The organism is Chryseobacterium indologenes, from assembly GCF_018362995.1.
Classification (GTDB): domain Bacteria; phylum Bacteroidota; class Bacteroidia; order Flavobacteriales; family Weeksellaceae; genus Chryseobacterium; species Chryseobacterium indologenes_G.
Genome location: NZ_CP074372.1, coordinates 4,797,565 through 4,817,792, shown reverse-complemented (window position 1 = coordinate 4,817,792; position 20,228 = coordinate 4,797,565). Strand labels below are relative to the sequence as shown.

Sequence of the window (20,228 nt, the reverse complement as noted above, 5' to 3'; positions counted from 1 at the left end):
AAAATTTTTCTATTTATTATAAAAAACTATTTATAAATTTTCATCAAAACTTATAATACACAAACAAAAAAAAGAGTGACTTTTGGCCACTCTCTACACTTATTGTAAATTTTTTTAGTTTAAATAAAACTCATATTTATTAAGAAGCTGAATTTCTTTAATCAAATCCCCATTCAAATCCACCGAATGTTTCATCGATTGTACTTCAATATGGGAATCATCTTCAAGATTTTTGATAAAGAATTTCAACTTTTGATTTCCTTTGTTTCTATCAAGAACCGTTCTGAAAAAGTCAAGATCTTCAGCCCGTACATCCATAACATCCATAACCAAAGATATACTCTTCGCAAATCGTTCGAATGCTTCCTGAAGCTCTATCACATCATTCACATTTACGAAGACTCTTCCATCTTTCACCTGAGCAAATTTTATTTTGAAAATAACAAACCTCTGAACTTCCAGCTTTTCCTTCAGCCTCATATAATCCCGGTCTCCCAATCTGAATGAATAAGATCCCGAATAATCCTCCAGGGTAACAAAAGCTACTTTTTCACCACTTCTGAAACCATCTTTCACCACATATTCTGTGATCAGACCGGCAACAGTATATTCTTTTCCACCGCCACCGTTTTCTCTTTCTTTTTGCAGGGTTTTCCAGTCTTTTTTCTTTTCTTCAAAAAGCTCTTCCTGTTTATTGGCAAAAGCCTGTTCTTTATAAGCGTCTACTTCATCAAGATTCAAAAAATGAAAAACTCCTTTCGGTTCAGCTTTTTTTGTAACTTCTTCTATGATCTCTTCCTCTTCACCGGCAACGATGTCATCAGAAACAATTTCTATAAGATCTGCAACCTCATCAGTAGAGTCTTTTTCCAGAATTGGCGCTTCATCTATGACCACTTTTTCCTCATCTTTTTCCAATACAGACTTTTTAGAAAGCTGTCCCTGCATAAACTGATATTGGTATTTAAATTCATCCAAAGGATGCGCAGAGAGATAAAATCCGATGGTTTCCTTCTCTTTATTAAGCTTATGCATATTTGGCCATTCCGGGCAGGGTGCCAATTTCGGCTGCTCAATCTGAACTTCTTCTGCAAAATCCGCAAAAAGAGAATGTTCCATCTCATTTTTACTTTCCTGGAAGCTTTGTCCGTATCTGATCAACCTTTCGAGATTCGTTCTTCCAGACATATCAATATCAAAATACTGACCTCTGTGGAAAGAATCCAATTCATCAAAAGCTCCCGCAAGAACCAAACTTTCCGCTACCCTTTTATTCATCTGCGAAGGCAGAATTCTTTCAAAGAAATCATAAATATTTTTGAATCTTCCATTCGCTCTTTCCCGTGTAATTCCTTCACTCGGACCTTCCCCAATCCCTTTGATTGCTCCCAGGCCGAAACGGATCTGTCCTTTTTCGTTTACAGAGAACTTATATTGAGATTCATTTACATCCGGTCCCAGTACATCCACTCCCATACTTTTACAATCCTCCATGAACATGGTAATTGAATCCGTATTGTTAATGTTATTACTCATTACGCTCGCCATGTACTCTGCAGGATAATTAGCTTTCAGATAAGCTGTCTGGTAAGCAATAAATGCATAACAGGTAGAGTGAGATTTGTTGAAGGCATATTCTGCAAAGGCCTTCCAGTCATTCCAGATTTTTTCCAGCCTTTCTTCATTCAGGTTGTTCTTTCTGCCTCCTTCAATGAATTTCGGGTACATTTTATTAAGGACATCAATCTGCTTTTTACCCATCGCTTTTCTCAAAGTATCGGCTTCACCTTTAGTAAAATTGGCCAATTTCTGGGACAAAAGCATTACCTGCTCCTGATAAACGGTAATCCCGTAGGTTTCTTTTAAATATTCTTCTGTTTCCGGTAAGTCATAAACGATCTCTTCAATTCCGTGCTTTCTGTTAATGAAGTTTGGAATATATTTAATAGGACCCGGACGGTACAAGGCGTTCATGGCAATAAGGTCGGCAAAAACCGTTGGTTTAAGCTCCCTCATGTATTTTTGCATCCCGGGACTTTCATACTGGAAAATCCCTACTGTTCGTCCTTCTTTAAACAACTGATATGTTTTGGCATCATCAAGCGGAATAAGATCCGGATCAATATCTATATTATATCTTGCCTTTACAAGCTTTAATGCATCCTTAATGATCGTCAAAGTTCTCAACCCCAGGAAGTCCATCTTCAGAAGACCTGCACTTTCCGCCACGGAGTTATCAAACTGCGAAACAAGAATATCCGCATCCTTTGCAGCGATGGTTACCGGCACAAGATTACTTACATCTTCCGGAGTAATAATCACCCCGCAGGCATGAATACCGGTATTTCTGATACAGCCTTCCATTTTTTTCGCACTCGCAAGCACGTCATGACGGGCATCATCCGGACTATTCAGAACATATCTCATTTCATCAACAAGCATTTGTTCTTCCGGTTTTAGCTTATCATATTTAGATAAAGCTTTTGCAATGTTCATCCCCGGGCTTGGCGGAATTAATTTTGCAATATTATTCGTATCAGGAATCGGGACATCCAATACTCTTCCCGCATCTTTAATTGCAGATTTTCCTCCTAAAACAGAATAGGTAATAATCTGTGCTACCTGATTTTTACCGTATTTCTCAACTACCCATTTGATGATTTTATCACGTCCCTCATCATCAAAGTCAATATCAATATCCGGCATGGAAACCCTCTCCGGATTCAGAAATCTCTCAAAAAGCAAATCATATTTAATAGGATCTACGTTGGTAATTCCTGTACAATACGCTACAGCAGAACCTGCAGCAGAACCACGGCCCGGACCAACCCAAACCCCCATTTTTCTTGCTTCGTTACAAAAATCCTGTACAATAAGGAAGTAACCTGGATATCCTGTATTAGCAACTACTTCCAGCTCAAAATCCAGACGTTCTTTAATTTCGTCTGTGATCCCCGTATCTACATATCTTTTTTTCGCACCTTCATATGTTAAATGTCTCAAATAGGCCATTTCACCACGTTTCCCGCCATCAATCTCATCTTCGGAATGAATAAATTCTTCCGGAATATCGAATTTTGGAAGTAAAACGTCCCTTTTTAAGGTATAAGGTTTAAATTTTGCAGTGAATTCTTCATAAGCATCAAAAGCATCTGGATAAGCTAAAAAAGCTTCTTTTATTTCGTCAGAATTTTTGATGTAATATTCCCCGGTAGCCAATCCTCTTCTCTTCCCAAAGCCTTTTCCGACAGGAGTTGTCAATTTTTCCCCGTCTTTGATACAGCTTACAATATCCTGAATATTAGAATCGTCTTTATTGGTATAAAAAGTTTCGTTCTGGGCTAAGATTTTAACATTATATTTATCTGCAAAATGCAGTAAAACATCATTTAAGTGCTCTTCTTCAGGCAGTTTATGATTTTGAATCTGAACATAAAAGTCATCTTCAAAAGTATCTTTCCACCATTTGAAAAGTTCCTCTCCTTTTTGCTCACCGGTATTTAAAATAGCATCCGGAATATCTCCCAGAATTCCGGAAGTAAGGGCGATTAAACCTTCTTTATACTCAGCAATCAATTCCCTGCTGATCCTTGGAACTCCAAAATAAAATCCTTTTAAAAAACCGATACTTGAAAGTTTTGCTAAATTTTTATATCCTTCAAAATCTTTCGCCAGCAAAACCACTTGCGTTCTTCTGTCGGGATCATCTTTGGTAAACTGTTTCTGTTCGTAACGGTCTGAAATATAAAATTCACAACCTACAACAGGAATTAAAGGTTCTGATACAGGTTCAGCCTCATTAAATTCTTCTCCGTTTTCCTCTGCTTCCTGCTTTTTCGCCAGATATTCTTTATGCTTTTTTGCACGGTCTGCATTTGCCCCTTCAATTGCCGAAACAAATTTGAAAGCACCCATCATATTTCCCAAATCCACCATTCCAACGGCAGGGAAATTGTCATCCGTAGCTTTTTTAATTAAATCATTAATGCTGGAAGTCGCCATTAACGTTGAGAAAACACTGTGATTGTCAAAATTGAAATATTTGCCCAGATCAATTTCATCGACACTTCCGAAATCCTGCTGCTTTTTCTTATTATGAAAATCTGCAACCTGCCTTCTGATAACAATATTGAAAGGCTTTATCGGATCCGGATAAAGGCTCTTGAAATACGCCAGCTGATCCTCAGAAATCTTTAATGTTTCTGCGGGAACCACTCCAATTCTTATCATTTCAAAGAAAGCTCTTGCGGTAGCATTTACGTCGGCAGCAGCATTATGGGCTTCATCAAACTTGCTTCCATAAAGCTTTTCATAAAGTTCTTCAAGTTTTGGAGACTTGTATTTCCCACCCCTACCTCCGCCTAACTGGCAGAAGTCGGTTCCCAAAATCATGGTATCTGCTTTGGGTTTTTCCTGCAGATTATCTTTAAGGTTTTTTCTGTAAAATTCCGCTCCTACGATATTGTAATCGAATTCTACATTGTGTCCGGAAACGACTCTTACTCTATCTAAAACTTCAGCAAATTCTTTTAAAACTTCTTCAAGGTCGCGGCCTTCTTCATTGGCAATTTTTGTAGTAATTCCGTGAATACGGGCTGCGTTGAAGGGAATATCATACCCTTCAGGTTTTATTATATAATCCTGGTTTTCAACCAAATTCCCGTCATCATCATGTACCTGCCATGCAATCTGAACCATTCTTGGCCAGTTTTCCGAATCTGAAAGCGGAGCGTTGAAATTTTTTGGTAAACCTGTTGTTTCTGTGTCAAAAATTAAATACATATAATGTTCTAACTTTTTTATAAAAGAGAATGTAAAGTTACTCCATTTTTTCCAATTAATTTATACCAAACATCAAGAATAAACCATAATTCACGATAACAAAATTCATACATTTTATTAAAAATATAAACAACTCAAACAAGCATGAAATAAAATATTAAAATATTATTAAAAAAATTAGAATTATTTACCAAAACCAACTAGTTATCAGTTTTTTGCTATAAATTTGATCAACTATAATTTTTACAATTTATTACTCAAAAATGAAGAAACAATTACTTTTAATCAGCACATTGATCGTTACATTGACAAGTGCGCAAAATAATGAAGAATTAAATAGAAAATTAGAGCGTCAAAGAATAGACAACAATGATAGGTTTGATTCTTATGTATCTAAACGATATGGCACTAACAAAACTCCCGAAGTTTTAAAAGAGATTGAGCAGCAAAGAACCAATCTGGCAGGATTTTTACCCGATAACAGACCCTATTTTTTTCAAGCTCATGACATGGACCAGATTAAAAACTCCAATTCTGATTTTTTACAGGGAGGAACTATTACAGGTTTAACAGGGTCCTTTAATGGAGAAGGAATTAAGTTCACCATTTTCGACGGAAGCACCTCATCCGGTGTAGCAAGAGTATTTGCTGGTCACGTTTTCTTTAATAATTTACCCAATAGAATAACGAACAAAGAAAGCAGCACTGTCAACTATGGGGATCACGCAACAGCTGTTTCCAGCTTTATAGGCGCAAAAGATTACCCATACACTGTAACGTTTACAAATGGTACAACAAGACAGGTTAATTTCAAAGGGATTGCACCAAACTCTACTATAGATGCTTATGCTTTTGGAACTTCTGTTCTGGACGGCGAAACTACCCAAAAAACAGTATTTCAAAAAATCACAACAGCTCAACCCAATATTTCCAATCATTCCTATGGAACCAATCAGGGATGGGCAGATCCTCAACTGATTAATAATGAACCTTCATGGGTATGGAATGGAGCATTTTCAAGCCCCAATACTACATTTGATGCTCAGGGAACTTATCATACCAATGACCGTGATTATGATCAGATTGTATACAACAACCCTTTTTACATCATTGTAAAATCTGCCGGAAACTCATTTGGTGAAGGGCCTAGTGCTGATACAAGTACTTATAAAAAGTATTATAGGGATAATTCTGGAAATTTAGTTGAATTCACAGCAACCGATGTTTTACCTCCCAATAATTGCGCTCAAGGGTATGACTGTATAGGAATTGGCTCTCTAGGGAAAAATATTATCGTTGTAGCAGCAGCGGATAGAATTACAACTAATGACGGAAGATATACCAATTCTTCTGACGTTATTCATTCTGTTTATAGTAGTGCAGGACCAAGAGATGATGGAGGTATCAAACCGGATATTACTGCTGTAGGAACAGAAGTTGCCAGTGCATGGACTGATAATAATGCCACAGGAGGAAGTAAGATCACCGTTGGAGATGGGACTTCTTATTCTGCACCTGTAGTAACAGGTATCGTTGGACTTTGGACACAGATTAACAAACAACTGTTTTCCGGAAGCTTATTAAATGCCGCATCAGCAAAAACCTTAATGGTACACTCAGCAAAAGAAGCAGGAAATATTGGCCCTGACCCACAATTTGGCTGGGGATTTATTGATGCAAAAAAAGGAGCTGAACTTCTTGTAGGGAAATCCAACAACAGCATTATCTTTAATGATGAAACATTAAACAGCGGAGTTGCCAATGTAAAAACAGTAAAAGCATCCGGCTCTGAGCCGTTAAAAGTTACGATATCATGGGTAGATCCTGAGTTTACCAACTTTACTAGTCAATGGAGTAATATTTACAATAACAGAGGCTCCAAATTAATCAATGATCTGGATCTGAAAATTACAGATACTACTACAAACACAGTTTATTATCCATGGAAACTGGATGCCAATAGCCCAATGACTCCTGCTACCAAAGGAGATAATACTGTAGATAATGTGGAACAGGTTGTAATTGATGCTCCGGTTGCCGGAAGAACCTATAAAATAGAAATTACCAATAAAGGTATACTGAAAAACAATACAGGAGGTAATGCCCCTCAAAACTATTCTGTCATAGTAACCGGATTTACTGAGTTATTAGGAACTAAGGATGCTGCAAGCCCTCTTAACAGTCTTGCCATTGCTCCTACGGTAACGAAAGATTTTACAAACATTCTAAAAGCTCCTAAAAAATCTACATTCAATGTATATGACCTTACCGGTAAGAAATTACAAAGCGGTACTATTAATAATGAGAAGGAAACAATAGATTTATCTTCTTATACAAAAGGGATATACATCATTGAAGTAAAAACAGACAAAGATGTTATTTCTAAAAAAGTGATCAAGGAATAACCTATATAAACAAAGATTTTTTACAAAATACTAACAGTTGTTAGTATTTTGTTTTTTTATGTATATTTGCTTCCTATGGAAAATGCACTTCACGAAAAAGTTTCTCATGATATATTACTCAAAGCGTATAATCATATGATGCTGGCCAAGGCAATGGCTGATATTTATGAAGAAAACAGAAACGTATGCAAATACGTTCACAGTACTTCAAGAGGTCACGAAGCCATCCAGCTTGCAACAGCATATCAGTTAAAAAAAGAAGACTGGGTTTCTCCTTACTATAGAGACGAAAGTATTCTTTTAGGAATTGGTTTTGAACCTTATCAGTTAATGCTTCAATTACTGGCTAAAGCTGATGATCCTTTTTCCGGAGGAAGATCTTATTATTCCCATCCTTCAAGCAGGGATGAAAACAAACCTAAGATTGTTCATCAGAGTTCTGCAACCGGAATGCAAACCATCCCTACTACAGGAGTAGCACAGGGAATCAAATACATTCAGGACTTCAATCTGCAGGAATTTGAAAACAATCCTGTTGTGGTCTGCAGCCTGGGAGACAATTCTGTTACAGAAGGTGAAGTGAGTGAGGCTTTACAGTTTGCAGCTTTACATCAGCTTCCTATCATCTTCCTTGTACAGGATAATGAATGGGGAATTTCCGTAACGAAGGACGAAGCAAGAACCTGTGATGCCTATGATTTTGTTGCCGGATTCACCGGATTAAGCAGAATGAGAGTAGACGGAACAGATTTCATAGAAAGTTTCGAAGCGATGAAGAAGGCCGTAGATTTTGTAAGAACAGAAAGAAAACCTTTAGTTGTTTGTGCAAAAACAGTTTTGATCGGCCACCATACTTCCGGAGTAAGAAGAGAATTCTATAGAGACGAAGAAGATTTAACTAAACATAGAGCTAAAGATCCGGGAGAAATCCTTAGAAAACATTTACTGGAAACAGGAATTGACGAAGATCTTTTAAAGCAAATCACGAAAAAGGCACGTCTTGAAGCAGAAGAAGCTTTTGAAAAAGCTAAAAATGCAGAAGATCCAAAGCCTGAAACCGTAATGCAGCACGTTTTTGCACCCACTCCTATTACTGAGGAAGCAGGAACACGTGAGCCAGCCAACGGAGAAAAAATTGTAATGGTGGATGCTGCTATCCATGCTATTCAGGAACTGATGTGGAAACACCCTGAAGCTCTTCTTTACGGGCAGGATGTCGGTGAAAGAATTGGTGGGGTTTTCCGTGAAACGGTTACTTTAGGAAAAAAATTCGGAAGTAAAAGAGTTTTCAATACAGCCATTCAGGAAGCTTATATCATTGGATCTACAGCGGGAATGAGTGCTGTGGGCTTAAAACCAATTGTCGAAGTTCAGTTTGCGGATTATATTTATCCGGGAATCAACCAGCTAATCACGGAGATTTCAAAATCCAATTATTTGAGTGGCGGAAAATTCCCTGTAAGCAACATCATCCGCGTTCCTATCGGGGCATATGGCGGCGGCGGTCCTTACCACAGTGGAAGTGTTGAAAGTATTTTAGCCAATATTAAAGGAATCAAAATAGCATATCCAAGTAATGCAGCAGATTTTAAAGGTCTATTAAAAGCCGCTTATTACGATCCGAACCCGGTGGTAATGCTTGAACATAAAGGATTATACTGGAGTAAAGTTCCGGGAACCGAAGATGCTAAAACGATAGAACCGGCTGAAGATTATGTTCTTCCGTTTGGAAAAGGTAAAGTAATCATCGAAGCTGATAAGGAGGAAACTGAAAAAGGCAGAACCTTATTAGTGGTTACTTATGGAATGGGAGTTTACTGGGCTAAAGAAGCCGTTAAGAATTTCAATGGAAGAGTTGAAGTGATTGACTTAAGAACATTAATTCCTCTGGATGAAGAACTTGTTTTTGAAAGAGTAAAGGCTCACGGAAAATGTATCGTTCTCACTGAAGAACAGCTTAACAACTCTTTTGCAGAAGCTTTTGCCCACCGTATCTCTAAAAACTGCTTCAAATATCTTGATGCACCAGTAGAAACCATGGGATCACTGGATGTTCCAGCTGTCCCAATTAACCTGATACTGGAAAAAGAAATGCTTCCTAATGCTGAAAAGCTCAGCAGTAAGATCGAAGAAATGCTGAAATATTAATTTTATATAAAATTAAAACCTCTAAAAATTTTTAGAGGTTTTTTTATGCAATTTTTTCACTACATTTATTTAAGGTTATCAATCTCAATCTTAGACTATTACAAATCAAGAAAACCCGATTATCCATTACCTGACAGGCATTACAAATAAAACCCATCACAGTTTGGTATTTATTTTGTCTCTACACGCAAAACACATCTATCTTTATGATCACAACCAAATACGTCAATTATAAACAGGTTCTCAATCTAGCAGGTATACATCTCGTTTTAATCTCTATCTGGTGTACATTGATTGCTGTTTTCTTTTATTTCTTCAACTGGCACTGGATGACAATTCCCTGGGTTCCTGTGGCACTGATTGGTACAGCAGAGGCATTTCTTGTTGGTTTTAAAAACAATCAGGCTTATGACAGACTTTGGGAAGCCAGAAAAATCTGGGGTGGTATTGTGAATTCAAGCCGTTCATTTGCTTCCATGGTTTATGCTTTTGATACCAAAAATGAAGGAATAGGCGTTTTTGATCTTGAAGACCGTAAAAAAAGAATCGTCTTCCGGCATATTGCATGGTTATATACTTTCCGTGAACAGCTTTTGGTACCTACAGAATGGGAACATATCAGTACAGAAAAGAAATTCGGTAATATCAACCTGAGAAGAAACAGACTAATCAAAGCCGGATTCCCGGATTACGGAAGAGCTCCTATTTTCCTCCATAAATACCTTTCGGAGGAAGAATATGAACTTAAAGATGATTACAAAAACTTCGCCACATACCTGGTATCTCAGCAGGCAAAAGACATCAATGAGCTTAAAAACATGGGTGCAATTACAGAATTCAACCAGACTCAGCTGCAAAACAGCCTGAATGAATTCTATAATTTTCAGGGACAGGCCGAAAGAATCAAAAAATTTCCTTCTCCAAGGCAGTTTGCAAGTACAGCCTTTGTTTTCAACATTTTGTTTATCATGCTTCTCCCATTGGGATTAGTAAATGAGTTTGCAAAACTGGGTGATTGGGGAATATGGACTTCTATTCCGTTCTGTATCATTATCGGATGGATCTACATTATTATGGAACTGGTGGGAGATTATTCTGAAAATCCTTTTGCAGGATTGATGTTTGACGTTCCCATGCTTTCCATCTGCAGAACCATTGAAATTGACCTTCTTCAGATGAGCGGAGAAACCGATCTTCCGGATCCTATCTCTTCTAAAAATGGAGTGTTGGTTTAATTTCTTTCTTAAAAGTGGACTATTTCACATCCTGAAAATCATTCAAAAAAATTAAAAAACATTCTTTAAAACATATTTAAACCTTCATTGTTTTTCATAATTTAGAGGAATTGAAAACATCAGCTAAAATCTGTCCAAAATTGAATTACGATTCTGTTTCGGACAGATTTTAACGTATATTTTTTCATCAACTAATAATGTATCCCTTCTTTTTTAAACAATGAGATCAAAGCAAATACTGCAGATTTTGACAATACTGTGTCTTACCCTATTCTGTTCTGAATTGAAAGCACAGGCGGCCTTCAACAAAGAATTACCCAAAGAGTTTACAGACCAATTTACCAAAGAAATCAATGACAGCATTCCGTCTCTGGGGTCTTTTATTGTTTCTGAAAATGATAAGGTAATTTATGAGCAGTATTTTCACGGAGCGAATAAAGAAACAGTCTTCAGTATAAAGTCTGTTACCAAAAGTATCGTCTCTGTTCTGGCAGGGATAGCAAAAGATAAAAACCTGCTTCCTAATCTCAATACTCCGGTCTTGAAAATTCTTCCGGAATACAATGTTTCAAGAAGCAGTTTTAAAAACATTTCCAATATTGAAGGAAAGGTGGCTCATGATTCAATAAGAAATACTTTAACTTTAAAAAATCTCCTGACCATGCAGGGCGGTTTCGACTGGACTGAAAATTCAAAACTTTCAACGGCCATGCTTTTTTCCGGTGATCCTGTAAAGTTTGTGCTGGATCTGCCTTTTGAAGAATATCCAGGAACCGTATTCAACTATAACAGCGGGGAAACCCATCTTTTCGGCGCAGCATTGGCAAAAATTGTAAAGACCAACCTGAAACAATTTGCAACAGAGAACCTCTTTAAACCGCTAAAGGTAAATGTACCCCGATGGGATACAGATTCCATGAACAGAAATATTGGAGGTTCGGAAATGTTTATGAAACCTGAAGATATGTTGAAATTTGGTTCTATGATTCTCAACAACGGAAAACTTGGAGGCAGACAGATCGTATCTCAGAAATGGATTCAGGAGTCTACCTCAGAACAGGTAAAACTTGATTCCTGGGACGTAATGCCTAATGCCAACGGATATGGCTATTATTGGTGGCGAAGAAAAACCAACGGACATCAGGCTTTCGTAGCAACCGGCTATGGTGGTCAGCTCATCTGTGTCATCCCGGATTTAAAAATGGTTATTGTAACGACCTGCTTTTTAAATGATAAAAACAAAGGAAGAGCAGACATCAAAAGACTTCATTATTTTATTGATAAAATAACGAAAGAAAACCAATAGCTAAGCAGAAAAATTTTTAATAATCTACAATACAATCGCCGTTGTATTTTTAACCTCAGAAATCATAAATGAGCTGTGTGTGCTTGCGATGTGCTGCAGCGTCGTAAGCTTTGTCAGCATAAAATTACGGTAGTCTTCAATGTCTTTTACTCCTATTTTAAGGATATAATCGTAATCTCCGCTCACATGAAAGCATTCGGTAACTTCCTGTAAATCCATCACTTCTTTTTCAAATTGCAGAACAAATTCTTTTTTATGCTGGCTTAATTTTACATGACACAGAACGATAAAATTTTTCTTAACTTTACTCTTGTCCAACAAAGCTACATATTTTGATATGACGCCCGCATTTTCAAGCTTTTTCACACGCTCATAAACTGCGGTAACAGACAATCCAAGCTTACCGGAGAGCTCTTTGGTGGTTTGCTTACAGTCATCCTGCAAAAAAAGTAACAGTTTCTTATCAGTTTCGTCAAGTTCCATAGATATTTTTTTGGTAAAAGTTTAACAATATCGAAGATACTAAATAATTTTTCTAAATAAACAATATTTTACAGTTTTATTTTCTATAAATTCAAATTTATGTTGTAATAATTAGCAAATTAATGCAAATTGGAACAATAAAATAAAAACAATATTTATGGAAAACTTTAACGCAGCCAACGAGATCCAGGATCTTCAGTATTTTGGGGAATTCGGAGGAGTGAATCCTTCTATTTCGGACAGTTCTACTTATACATTCCTTTCTGCAAAGACTATGTTTGATACTTTCGAAGGAAATGCAGAAGGATGTTATCTGTATTCCAGACATTCATCCCCGATGAATCTTTATCTGGCACAGGCTCTTGCCAAGTTGGAAAACACGGAATCTGCCAACGTTACAGCATCCGGAATGGGAGCTATCACTTCGGTTTTGATGCAGGTGTGCAAAAGTGGTGACCATATTATTTCAAGCAGAACCATCTACGGAGGAACGTATGCTTTTCTTAAAAACTTTATGCCTCAGTTTAATGTTGCAACCAGCTTTGTTGATATCAACAATTTTGAGTCTATAGAAAATGCTATCACTCCCAATACTAAAGTAATCTACTGTGAAAGCGTGAGCAATCCGCTTCTTGAAGTGGCAGACCTTAGAAAACTTTCAGAAATCTGTAAAAAACACAATCTGAAACTGATTGTAGATAATACCTTCTCTCCTCTTTCAATCTCTCCGACTTTATTCGGGGCAGATGTTGTGATCCACAGTTTAACGAAATTCATCAATGGAAGCAGTGATACGGTAGGAGGTGTATACTGTGCAACACAGGCATTTATTGATGATACTAAAAATGTAAATTCCGGAGCATGTATGCTTCTTGGACCTACCATGGACAGCTTAAGATCTTCAAGTATTTTAAAAAACCTGAGAACATTACACATCAGAATAAAACAACACAGCCACAATGCCATGTATCTTGCTGAAAGATTTGAGGCAGATGGTTTAAAGGTATCTTATCCCGGATTACCATCGCACAAAAACCATGAGTTAATGAAAAGCATGATTCATGAAGAATACGGCTACGGAGGATTACTGACTCTGGATGCAGGTACAACAGAAAAAGCAAATGAACTGATGGAACTGATGCAGGCAGAAAATCTTGGCTATCTGGCAGTAAGTTTAGGGTTCTATAAAACCTTATTCTCATGCTCAGGGAAATCTACTTCATCTGAAATTCCAGAGGAAGAACGAGCATCTATAGGGATTTCTGACGGATTGATCAGATTCTCCATCGGTCTTGACCACGACATCAAAAGAACTTACCATAAAATGAAGGAGTGTATGCTGAAAGTAGGCGTTCTTAACCACCATGAAAACATTTCCATATCCTAATTTATTGTAAAAAGGCTGTTTCAATTGAAACAGCCTTTTTTTTATTTTTTGTCCCGTCCTGAAATAAGTTGACACTTAATCAACTTATATTATGAAAGCTCAAGAATTAAAAAAGGAAAAACATACTCAAAGAGATTACAGTATAGGCTTTAAATTACGAGTTGTTTCTCAGGTAGAAAACGGTGATTACACTTATAAACAAGCCCAAAAAGAATATGGTATCCAAGACAGAAGTACAGTTTTGGTTTGGTTGCGAAGATATGGTAACTTAGATTGGAGTAAACCTAAATTCCATATTATGCATAACTCTAAAGAAACTCCGGCTCAAAAAATTAAGCGTTTGGAAAAAGAATTAGCTGATGAAAAGCTAAAAACTAAGGTTCTTAATACCATGATTGATATGTCAGATAAGCAGTATGGCACCCAAATCAGAAAAAAGTTTTCCTCCCAACAATCTTCAGACTCCACAGAGAAGGAATAAGCATATCCAGGCTGTGCAGATTGTTTGGGATAAGCCGTCAGGCAGTTTATCAAAATAAGCAGAGGAGCTTAACCCGTGAAAAAGAATTACTAAAAATAAAGATACTCGTACAAAAAGTACGAATGGAAATGCCCAGACTTGGAACCAGAAAGCTTTATTACCTACTTAAAGAAGGGTTCAAAAATGAAGGAATCAAAATAGGCAGAGATGCTTTATTTGCTTATCTAAAAAGAGAGAATATGCTTGTGCGTGCTCAAAAAAAGTATGTTAAGACAACTTTTCAAAACATTGGCTTAGAAAACATCCTAATTTATTGAAAGAATTAAAGATCGCAAAAGCAGAACAGGTTTTTGTAAGCGATATAACTTATATTAAAACAAGGGAATCTACCTGCTATTTGTCTTTAGTAACAGATGCTTACAGCAGAAAAATCATGGGATATTCATTAAGCTCAAATATGAATACTGAGAATGTAGCCAAAGCTTTAAAAATGGCAGTGAAAAATAGAGTTTCAAATACTCCTTTGATTCATCATTCAGATAGAGGACTGCAGTACTGTTCTGGCTATTACCAAAACATGCTTAATAAAAATAGAATAAAACCTTCTATGACTGATGGTTATGATTGCTATCAAAATGCATTGGCTGAGAGAATTAATGGAATATTAAAGCAGGAATTCCTGTTTTGTAAAACAAAGAATATACAAGACTTAAACTCCTTGATAAAAGAAAGTATTAATATCTACAATACTAAAAGACCACATTTAAGTCTTAATATGCAAACGCCAGATAAAGTGCATAAAAAATCCGAAGAAAATAAATACTTCTCCGGATTAAATATTGTCTAATTTTATGTCAACCTATTTTAGGACGACTCATTTAGTTTAAATCACAAGAGTTCTGTCTAGATTCCTACGGAATGAAAAGCGGAATGTATATATGTACCCTATTCCCCCAGACTCAATACAAATTATTCGCTTAAATTATCCATCCAGTCTGTCATTCCGTAGGAATCTAGGTTGATATTTTTTTAAATTTGGATAATAAATTAATGATAAATAAGGAGTTCGATTCCTGCGGAATGACAAACGTTGTGTTTTATTATTTTCCGTTTTAATTTATACCATAAAAGAATTCAATAGGAATGGGCTGAAGCCCATTTATCAAAAAAATAAATCTTTCAACGGCTTTAGCCAAAACCTATACAGGATACTCCCTATTATTTCTTATAATAATGATGTGGAAAAGCCTCCTCCGGTTTCATCCTTAAAACATTCAGCAAAATCCAGGATTTCAGAAACCCATATCCGTAGGAAAACATCTGAATGTACGTGGAAATAACTGCCATCCCGGCGATACTGATATTTTTAGTCAATAATAAAGCGTGAAACAACACCAGAAACGTATACAACCCGTAAAAAGAAAGGATTATCCCTCTATGCATTATAAAATACTCCAGAAAGCCCATCATATATCCTAACATAAATAAGGTAGGAAATGCAAAAGAAATCTTCACATAGTTCGGGTGTCTCTGATTAAGAATCGGTCTTGCACAGCCAAACTGATAAACCTGCTTGGAGAATTTACCAAAATCAACTCTACGTTTATGATATACTGCAATATCATCAAAAAAAGCAGTGGTAAATCCGTTTTCCCAAAGGGTCATGGATAGGTCCGGATCCTCTCCTATTCTCATTTCAGAAAATCCGCCTACTTTCCTAAAGACCTCTTTTTTCACGCCCATATTAAAACTTCTGGGCTGAAATTTGGAAACCGCCCTTTTACTTCCCCTGATTCCTCCGGTTGTAAAAACAGAAGTCATGGAATAGGAAATAGCTTTCTGCATCAGGTTAAATCCTTTATGTGCTTTATCTGCTCCTCCAAAAGCATCACAAGGAATTGTAAGAATATCGTTTTTAATATGTTCAATATAATCTTTTTCAACAATGACATCACTGTCTACAAATACCAGCCATTCATTTGCGGCTCTTGCCGCTCCATAATTTCTTGTCAGTCCCGGTCCTGAATTATCTTTTCTGAAATATTTAATATCTAAACCTTGTTCAAAGTTTTTGATGGTAGGTTTCAGATCGATCAGAGAACCATCATCTACGATAATGATCTCAAACTCCTTATCTGTCTGCTGGGTAAGAGAGGTCAGCAGCTCAAAAAGTTCATCTTTTCGGTTGTAAATGGCAACGACAATGGAAATAGTAGGCTTCAAATTGAAAATTTTTCAAAATTACTTATTCACAGAACAACCTACAAACAGTTTAACAGCTTATTCAGAGAAATTAACGAAGTGGGGTTTTATCTTTCTCAGGAAATGGATTTTACAAATGAAATTCTGAGCCAAGACATTTGACATTTTAAACAAAATAAAGCTGAGGAATCCATCATAATTTTGCTTTAGAAATTTAAAACAACAACAAAATGGAATCTATTATCAGCACAATGCAACAACCCATTCAATCAGGCTTTAATGCTTTCTCAACAGCTCAGGAAGTTATAAAAGGAATTGATCTTACCGGAAAAACAATCATCATTACCGGCGGGTATGCAGGAATCGGCCTTGAAACTACAAAAGCCCTTACCTCAGCCGGAGCACATGTCATTATTCCCGCAAGAGATATTGAAAAAGCAGGAAAAAATCTTTCAGGAATTGAAAATATTGAACTCGAAAAAATGGATTTGATGGATCCGGCATCTATTGACTCTTTTGCAGAAAAATTTGTATCATCAGGCAGAAGTCTGGATATTCTTATTAATAATGCGGGCATCATGTGGGTTCCTCTCCGCAGGGATAGCAGAGGTATCGAATCTCAACTGGCAACCAATTACCTTGGACAGTTTCATCTTACCGCAAAATTATGGCCGGCTCTGAAAAAAGCAGACACAGCAAGGGTTATAAGTGTTTCTTCATATGGCCACCAAATGGCTACTTTTGATTTTGAAGACCCGAATTTTGAGAAACGAGAGTATGATACGCTTTCCGGATATGGACAATCTAAAACAGCATGTAATCTGTTTGCCGTGGAACTTGATGAAAGAGGAAAAGAGTTCAATATCAGAGCGTATTCCCTTCACCCAGGTTCAGTCTATGGCACTGATCTGGGCAGAGAAGAACCTATTGAGCTTTTTAAGCAGCTCGGAACGCATGATGAAAACGGAAATATCAAACCGGAAGTTGAAGCACGGTTAAAAACCATTCAACAAGGAGCTGCTACTACAATCTGGTGCGCTGTAAGCCCTCAGCTTAACGAAATCGGTGGAGTTTATTGTGAAAACTGTGATATTGCAGAAATCGACAGAGGGCAAATTGAGCACAGGTTTGATGAACCGGCTACGATCCGCGGAGTACAGCCCTATTCTATTGATAAAAAAAATGCAGAGCAATTATGGAAACTGAGTGAAGAGATGTTGGGATTTACCTTTGATTCCAAATAACTGTTTTTAGGCAATTATATACAATCCTACATTAATCTTTTTATCTTATTATTATGACGCTGTCATTCTGAATGTAACGCAGTGAAATGAAGAATCTAAGCTTTACATGAGATTCTTCCTTCGTCAGAAATCGAAGATTCGACGTAGTCAATGACAATGGTGTAAAATTCTATATAGTCGCCGTTTTTAAATACATTTGTAATGAAAAACTTTTGACAATGGATTTCCAGATACAATACCTCACACCGGATATCAAACTTTCCAGTTATGATGATAAGCTGTTCAAAACAGAAACTGTTTTTGAATATCATATGCTGGTCTGGTTCATATCAGGAGAAACGAAAATTATCCAGGCAGACAAAACCTATATTTTCAAAGCCAGAGATATTTTTCTGATTCCGAGAAATCATCTTGCCACGATTATCAATTATCCAAAAGACGGACTTCCTCACAAAGCAGTAGTGATGCATCTTACCACAGAACGTCTGAAAGCATTTTACAGCGCTGTTGATCATCAAAAGAAAGATAGACCCGGGGAATCCAGCATTCACAGTTTCAGCAGTCATCCGCTTCTGAACAGCTGTCTTGCGTCACTCATTCCTTATTTTGAGATTGAAGGACCATTTCCTGAGAATATCGCTCACTTGAAGATTACCGAAGCTATCAGTATTTTAAGAGAAATTGATCACAATATAGATTCTGTACTCGCTGATTTTGATGAGCCTGGGAAAGTAGATCTGATTAACTTCATGGAAAAGAATTATATGTTTAATATGCCGTTGGAACGATATGGATATCTGACGGGAAGAAGTTTATCTACTTTCAACAGAGATTTCAGAAAGATTTTTCAAACAACACCACAGCGGTGGCTGACGCAAAAACGTCTTGAACTGGCCTATTATCACTTATCAGAAAAGAATAAAAAACCATCCGATGTTTTTCTTGAAGTAGGTTTTGAGGACCTGTCGCATTTTTCACATGCCTTTAAAAAGCAGTATGGATTTTCTCCTTCACTGGCACGATAAATAAAAGAGGCTGCACACATGAGTACAGCCTCTTTTTATTATTTTAATTCAACTGAATTCTATTGCAATTATTTTTTCTGTGGAATATCCGGATCTTTTAGCTCTTTCTTTTGAGATATTATATTGTGATTTAAAGCCTTTCTTTTAGGCTTTGAGCCTGATGAGCCCGATGATTTTGATCCGGAGCTAAACAGACCAAATACATCCAAAACCACATCAAGTATATCTAAAAAATTCCAGGACATATTATATTCTATTATTCTTTAATAATTTTCGCAGATTTCGTTTTTCCATCAGTTAAAATATAAACACCCTTAGGCAAAGAAGATATGTCCACATTTTGTGTTTTACCGGATTTCAAATTGATATTTTTAATTTTTTTACCTGAAATATCCATCAATAGTAACCATTCATTGGTAAGAGATTGTAAACTGAATTCATTTTTTGCAGGATTGGGATAAATTAGCATTTCTCTATTTTTCATCAATTCCTTAATAGAAAGTACATTATTCATCATTATTTTACGAATTCTATGATTACCTACATCCGCAATATATAAATTCCCCTGATTGTCAATAGTTATTCCATTTGGATTATAAAATTTTGCATTACCGGCAATCCCGTCTTCAAATCCTAATATGCTTCCTGATAATGTAGAAACCTGATTTCCTGAAATTTTACGAATTCTGTTGTTCATCGTATCAGTTATAAATAAATCAGCAGATTTATTTGAAACCAATTTAAGTGGATTATAAAACTTAGCATTAGCCAATGTTCCATCTGCAAATCCGTAGTTACTTCCAGAAATAGTAAAAACCTGACCTGACGATATTTTGCGTATTTTATTATTCCAATTATCTACTACATATAGATCCTGCCCCACTACTTCTATGTCTGTTGGATAATCAAACCTGCTTGATAATGCATTGCCATCTATATATCCAGCCACTCCATCACCAGCAATTGTTGTAACCTGACCTCCTGTTATTCTTCTTATTCTGTTATTATTTTGATCGGCAACATATATAATTCCTTCTTTGTCGATTGCTATCCCAGCAGGATTTTTGAATTGCGCTGTTGCGTTGTCACCATCAGCAAAACCAGCAGTACCATTCCCTGCAAAAGTAGAAACATCTCCTGATGGACTTACTTTTCTGATTCTGTTATTATAAAAATCTGATACATAAATGTTCCCAAAAGCATCAACAATAAGATCATTAATACCATTAAATTTAACACTGTTTGGACTTCCATCTGCAAACCCTTGCGTGCCATCTCCAGCTAAAGTAGATACATTTCCTGATGGAGTTATTTTGCGAAGCCGATAATTTCCCGTATCAGCAACATATACATTCCCTGCATCGTCTACAGCAACACCGGCAGGACGGTTAAACATTGCAGAATTTACATTTCCGTCCGCATATCCTTCTGTCCCATTTCCCGCTAATGTAGAAACCGTGATTACTTGCGAAAAAATTTGAGAATGCAGTATAACTGAGACAATAACTACGTAGATTTTTTTCATGTATT

12 protein-coding genes and 1 pseudogene are annotated in these 20,228 nt (G+C 36.6%); 8 read left to right on the top strand and 5 right to left on the bottom strand.

All coding sequences use genetic code 11. The features are described from left to right. Positions 1 to 114: 114 nt before the first annotated feature. Positions 115 to 4,782: a DNA polymerase III subunit alpha gene (dnaE, locus tag DYR29_RS21915; RefSeq protein WP_213278527.1), complete on the bottom strand. Its 4,668-nt coding sequence runs from the start codon at positions 4,780 to 4,782 to the stop codon at positions 115 to 117. A gap of 263 nt (positions 4,783 to 5,045) precedes the next feature. Here dnaE and DYR29_RS21910 point away from each other — a divergent pair, with 263 nt between their 5' ends. The 4 genes from DYR29_RS21910 (at position 5,046) to DYR29_RS21895 (ending at position 11,876) form a co-directional block, all read left to right on the top strand. Beyond that, complete coding sequence (locus DYR29_RS21910; RefSeq protein WP_213278526.1) at positions 5,046 to 7,187, top strand: S8 family peptidase; 2,142 nt, start codon at positions 5,046 to 5,048, stop codon at positions 7,185 to 7,187. Between the two features lie 75 nt (positions 7,188 to 7,262). Beyond that, on the top strand, positions 7,263 to 9,335 hold the full coding sequence (locus DYR29_RS21905) for an alpha-ketoacid dehydrogenase subunit alpha/beta (RefSeq protein ID WP_213278525.1): 2,073 nt from the start codon (positions 7,263 to 7,265) through the stop codon (positions 9,333 to 9,335). 206 nt (positions 9,336 to 9,541) lie between these two features. Beyond that, positions 9,542 to 10,570 carry a bestrophin family protein gene (locus DYR29_RS21900; protein WP_213278524.1) on the top strand — a complete coding sequence of 343 codons (1,029 nt, stop codon included), beginning with the start codon at positions 9,542 to 9,544 and terminating at the stop codon, positions 10,568 to 10,570. 220 nt (positions 10,571 to 10,790) lie between these two features. Then, a complete protein-coding gene (locus tag DYR29_RS21895) occupies positions 10,791 to 11,876 on the top strand; it encodes a serine hydrolase domain-containing protein (RefSeq protein WP_213278523.1) in 1,086 nt (361 codons plus the stop codon). Positions 11,877 to 11,900: 24 nt separating this feature from the next. Here the strand turns inward: DYR29_RS21895 and DYR29_RS21890 are convergent, their stop codons facing one another. Then, positions 11,901 to 12,359 carry an Lrp/AsnC family transcriptional regulator gene (locus DYR29_RS21890; protein WP_047423663.1) on the bottom strand — a complete coding sequence of 153 codons (459 nt, stop codon included), beginning with the start codon at positions 12,357 to 12,359 and terminating at the stop codon, positions 11,901 to 11,903. Between the two features lie 157 nt (positions 12,360 to 12,516). Between DYR29_RS21890 and DYR29_RS21885 the strand changes: the two genes are divergently transcribed. After that, positions 12,517 to 13,746: an aminotransferase class I/II-fold pyridoxal phosphate-dependent enzyme gene (locus tag DYR29_RS21885; protein WP_213278522.1), complete on the top strand. Its 1,230-nt coding sequence runs from the start codon at positions 12,517 to 12,519 to the stop codon at positions 13,744 to 13,746. 91 nt (positions 13,747 to 13,837) lie between these two features. Then, a pseudogene (locus tag DYR29_RS21880) lies at positions 13,838 to 15,074 on the top strand (IS3 family transposase). 371 nt (positions 15,075 to 15,445) lie between these two features. On the opposite strand, the gene DYR29_RS21875 reads toward DYR29_RS21880, so the two are convergent. Further along, positions 15,446 to 16,450: a glycosyltransferase gene (locus DYR29_RS21875; protein WP_213278521.1), complete on the bottom strand. Its 1,005-nt coding sequence runs from the start codon at positions 16,448 to 16,450 to the stop codon at positions 15,446 to 15,448. A gap of 209 nt (positions 16,451 to 16,659) precedes the next feature. On the opposite strand from DYR29_RS21875, the gene DYR29_RS21870 reads away from it, so the two are divergent. Continuing rightward, positions 16,660 to 17,673 carry an SDR family NAD(P)-dependent oxidoreductase gene (locus DYR29_RS21870; RefSeq protein WP_213278520.1) on the top strand — a complete coding sequence of 338 codons (1,014 nt, stop codon included), beginning with the start codon at positions 16,660 to 16,662 and terminating at the stop codon, positions 17,671 to 17,673. A gap of 218 nt (positions 17,674 to 17,891) precedes the next feature. Further along, positions 17,892 to 18,698 carry a helix-turn-helix domain-containing protein gene (locus DYR29_RS21865; RefSeq protein ID WP_213278519.1) on the top strand — a complete coding sequence of 269 codons (807 nt, stop codon included), beginning with the start codon at positions 17,892 to 17,894 and terminating at the stop codon, positions 18,696 to 18,698. A gap of 68 nt (positions 18,699 to 18,766) precedes the next feature. On the opposite strand, the gene DYR29_RS21860 is transcribed toward DYR29_RS21865, so the two are convergent. Together DYR29_RS21860 and DYR29_RS21855 are read right to left on the bottom strand one after the other, a co-directional pair. After that, a complete protein-coding gene (locus tag DYR29_RS21860; RefSeq protein ID WP_213278518.1) occupies positions 18,767 to 18,943 on the bottom strand; it encodes a hypothetical protein in 177 nt (58 codons plus the stop codon). Positions 18,944 to 18,954: 11 nt separating this feature from the next. After that, on the bottom strand, positions 18,955 to 20,223 hold the full coding sequence (locus DYR29_RS21855) for a T9SS type A sorting domain-containing protein (protein WP_213278517.1): 1,269 nt from the start codon (positions 20,221 to 20,223) through the stop codon (positions 18,955 to 18,957). Between the last annotated feature and the right edge of the window lie 5 nt (positions 20,224 to 20,228).

Excerpts from the sequence above, each read along its gene's own strand:
- dnaE (WP_213278527.1), bottom strand. The coding sequence starts at position 4,782 with ATGTATTTAATTTTTGACACAGAAACAACAGGTTTACCAAAAAATTTC.
- DYR29_RS21910 (WP_213278526.1), top strand. The coding sequence starts at position 5,046 with ATGAAGAAACAATTACTTTTAATCAGCACATTGATCGTTACATTGACA.
- DYR29_RS21905 (WP_213278525.1), top strand. The coding sequence starts at position 7,263 with ATGGAAAATGCACTTCACGAAAAAGTTTCTCATGATATATTACTCAAA.
- DYR29_RS21900 (WP_213278524.1), top strand. The coding sequence starts at position 9,542 with ATGATCACAACCAAATACGTCAATTATAAACAGGTTCTCAATCTAGCA.
- DYR29_RS21895 (WP_213278523.1), top strand. The coding sequence starts at position 10,791 with ATGAGATCAAAGCAAATACTGCAGATTTTGACAATACTGTGTCTTACC.
- DYR29_RS21890 (WP_047423663.1), bottom strand. The coding sequence starts at position 12,359 with ATGGAACTTGACGAAACTGATAAGAAACTGTTACTTTTTTTGCAGGAT.
- DYR29_RS21885 (WP_213278522.1), top strand. The coding sequence starts at position 12,517 with ATGGAAAACTTTAACGCAGCCAACGAGATCCAGGATCTTCAGTATTTT.
- DYR29_RS21870 (WP_213278520.1), top strand. The coding sequence starts at position 16,660 with ATGGAATCTATTATCAGCACAATGCAACAACCCATTCAATCAGGCTTT.
- DYR29_RS21865 (WP_213278519.1), top strand. The coding sequence starts at position 17,892 with ATGGATTTCCAGATACAATACCTCACACCGGATATCAAACTTTCCAGT.
- DYR29_RS21860 (WP_213278518.1), bottom strand. The coding sequence starts at position 18,943 with ATGTCCTGGAATTTTTTAGATATACTTGATGTGGTTTTGGATGTATTT.
- DYR29_RS21855 (WP_213278517.1), bottom strand. The coding sequence starts at position 20,223 with ATGAAAAAAATCTACGTAGTTATTGTCTCAGTTATACTGCATTCTCAA.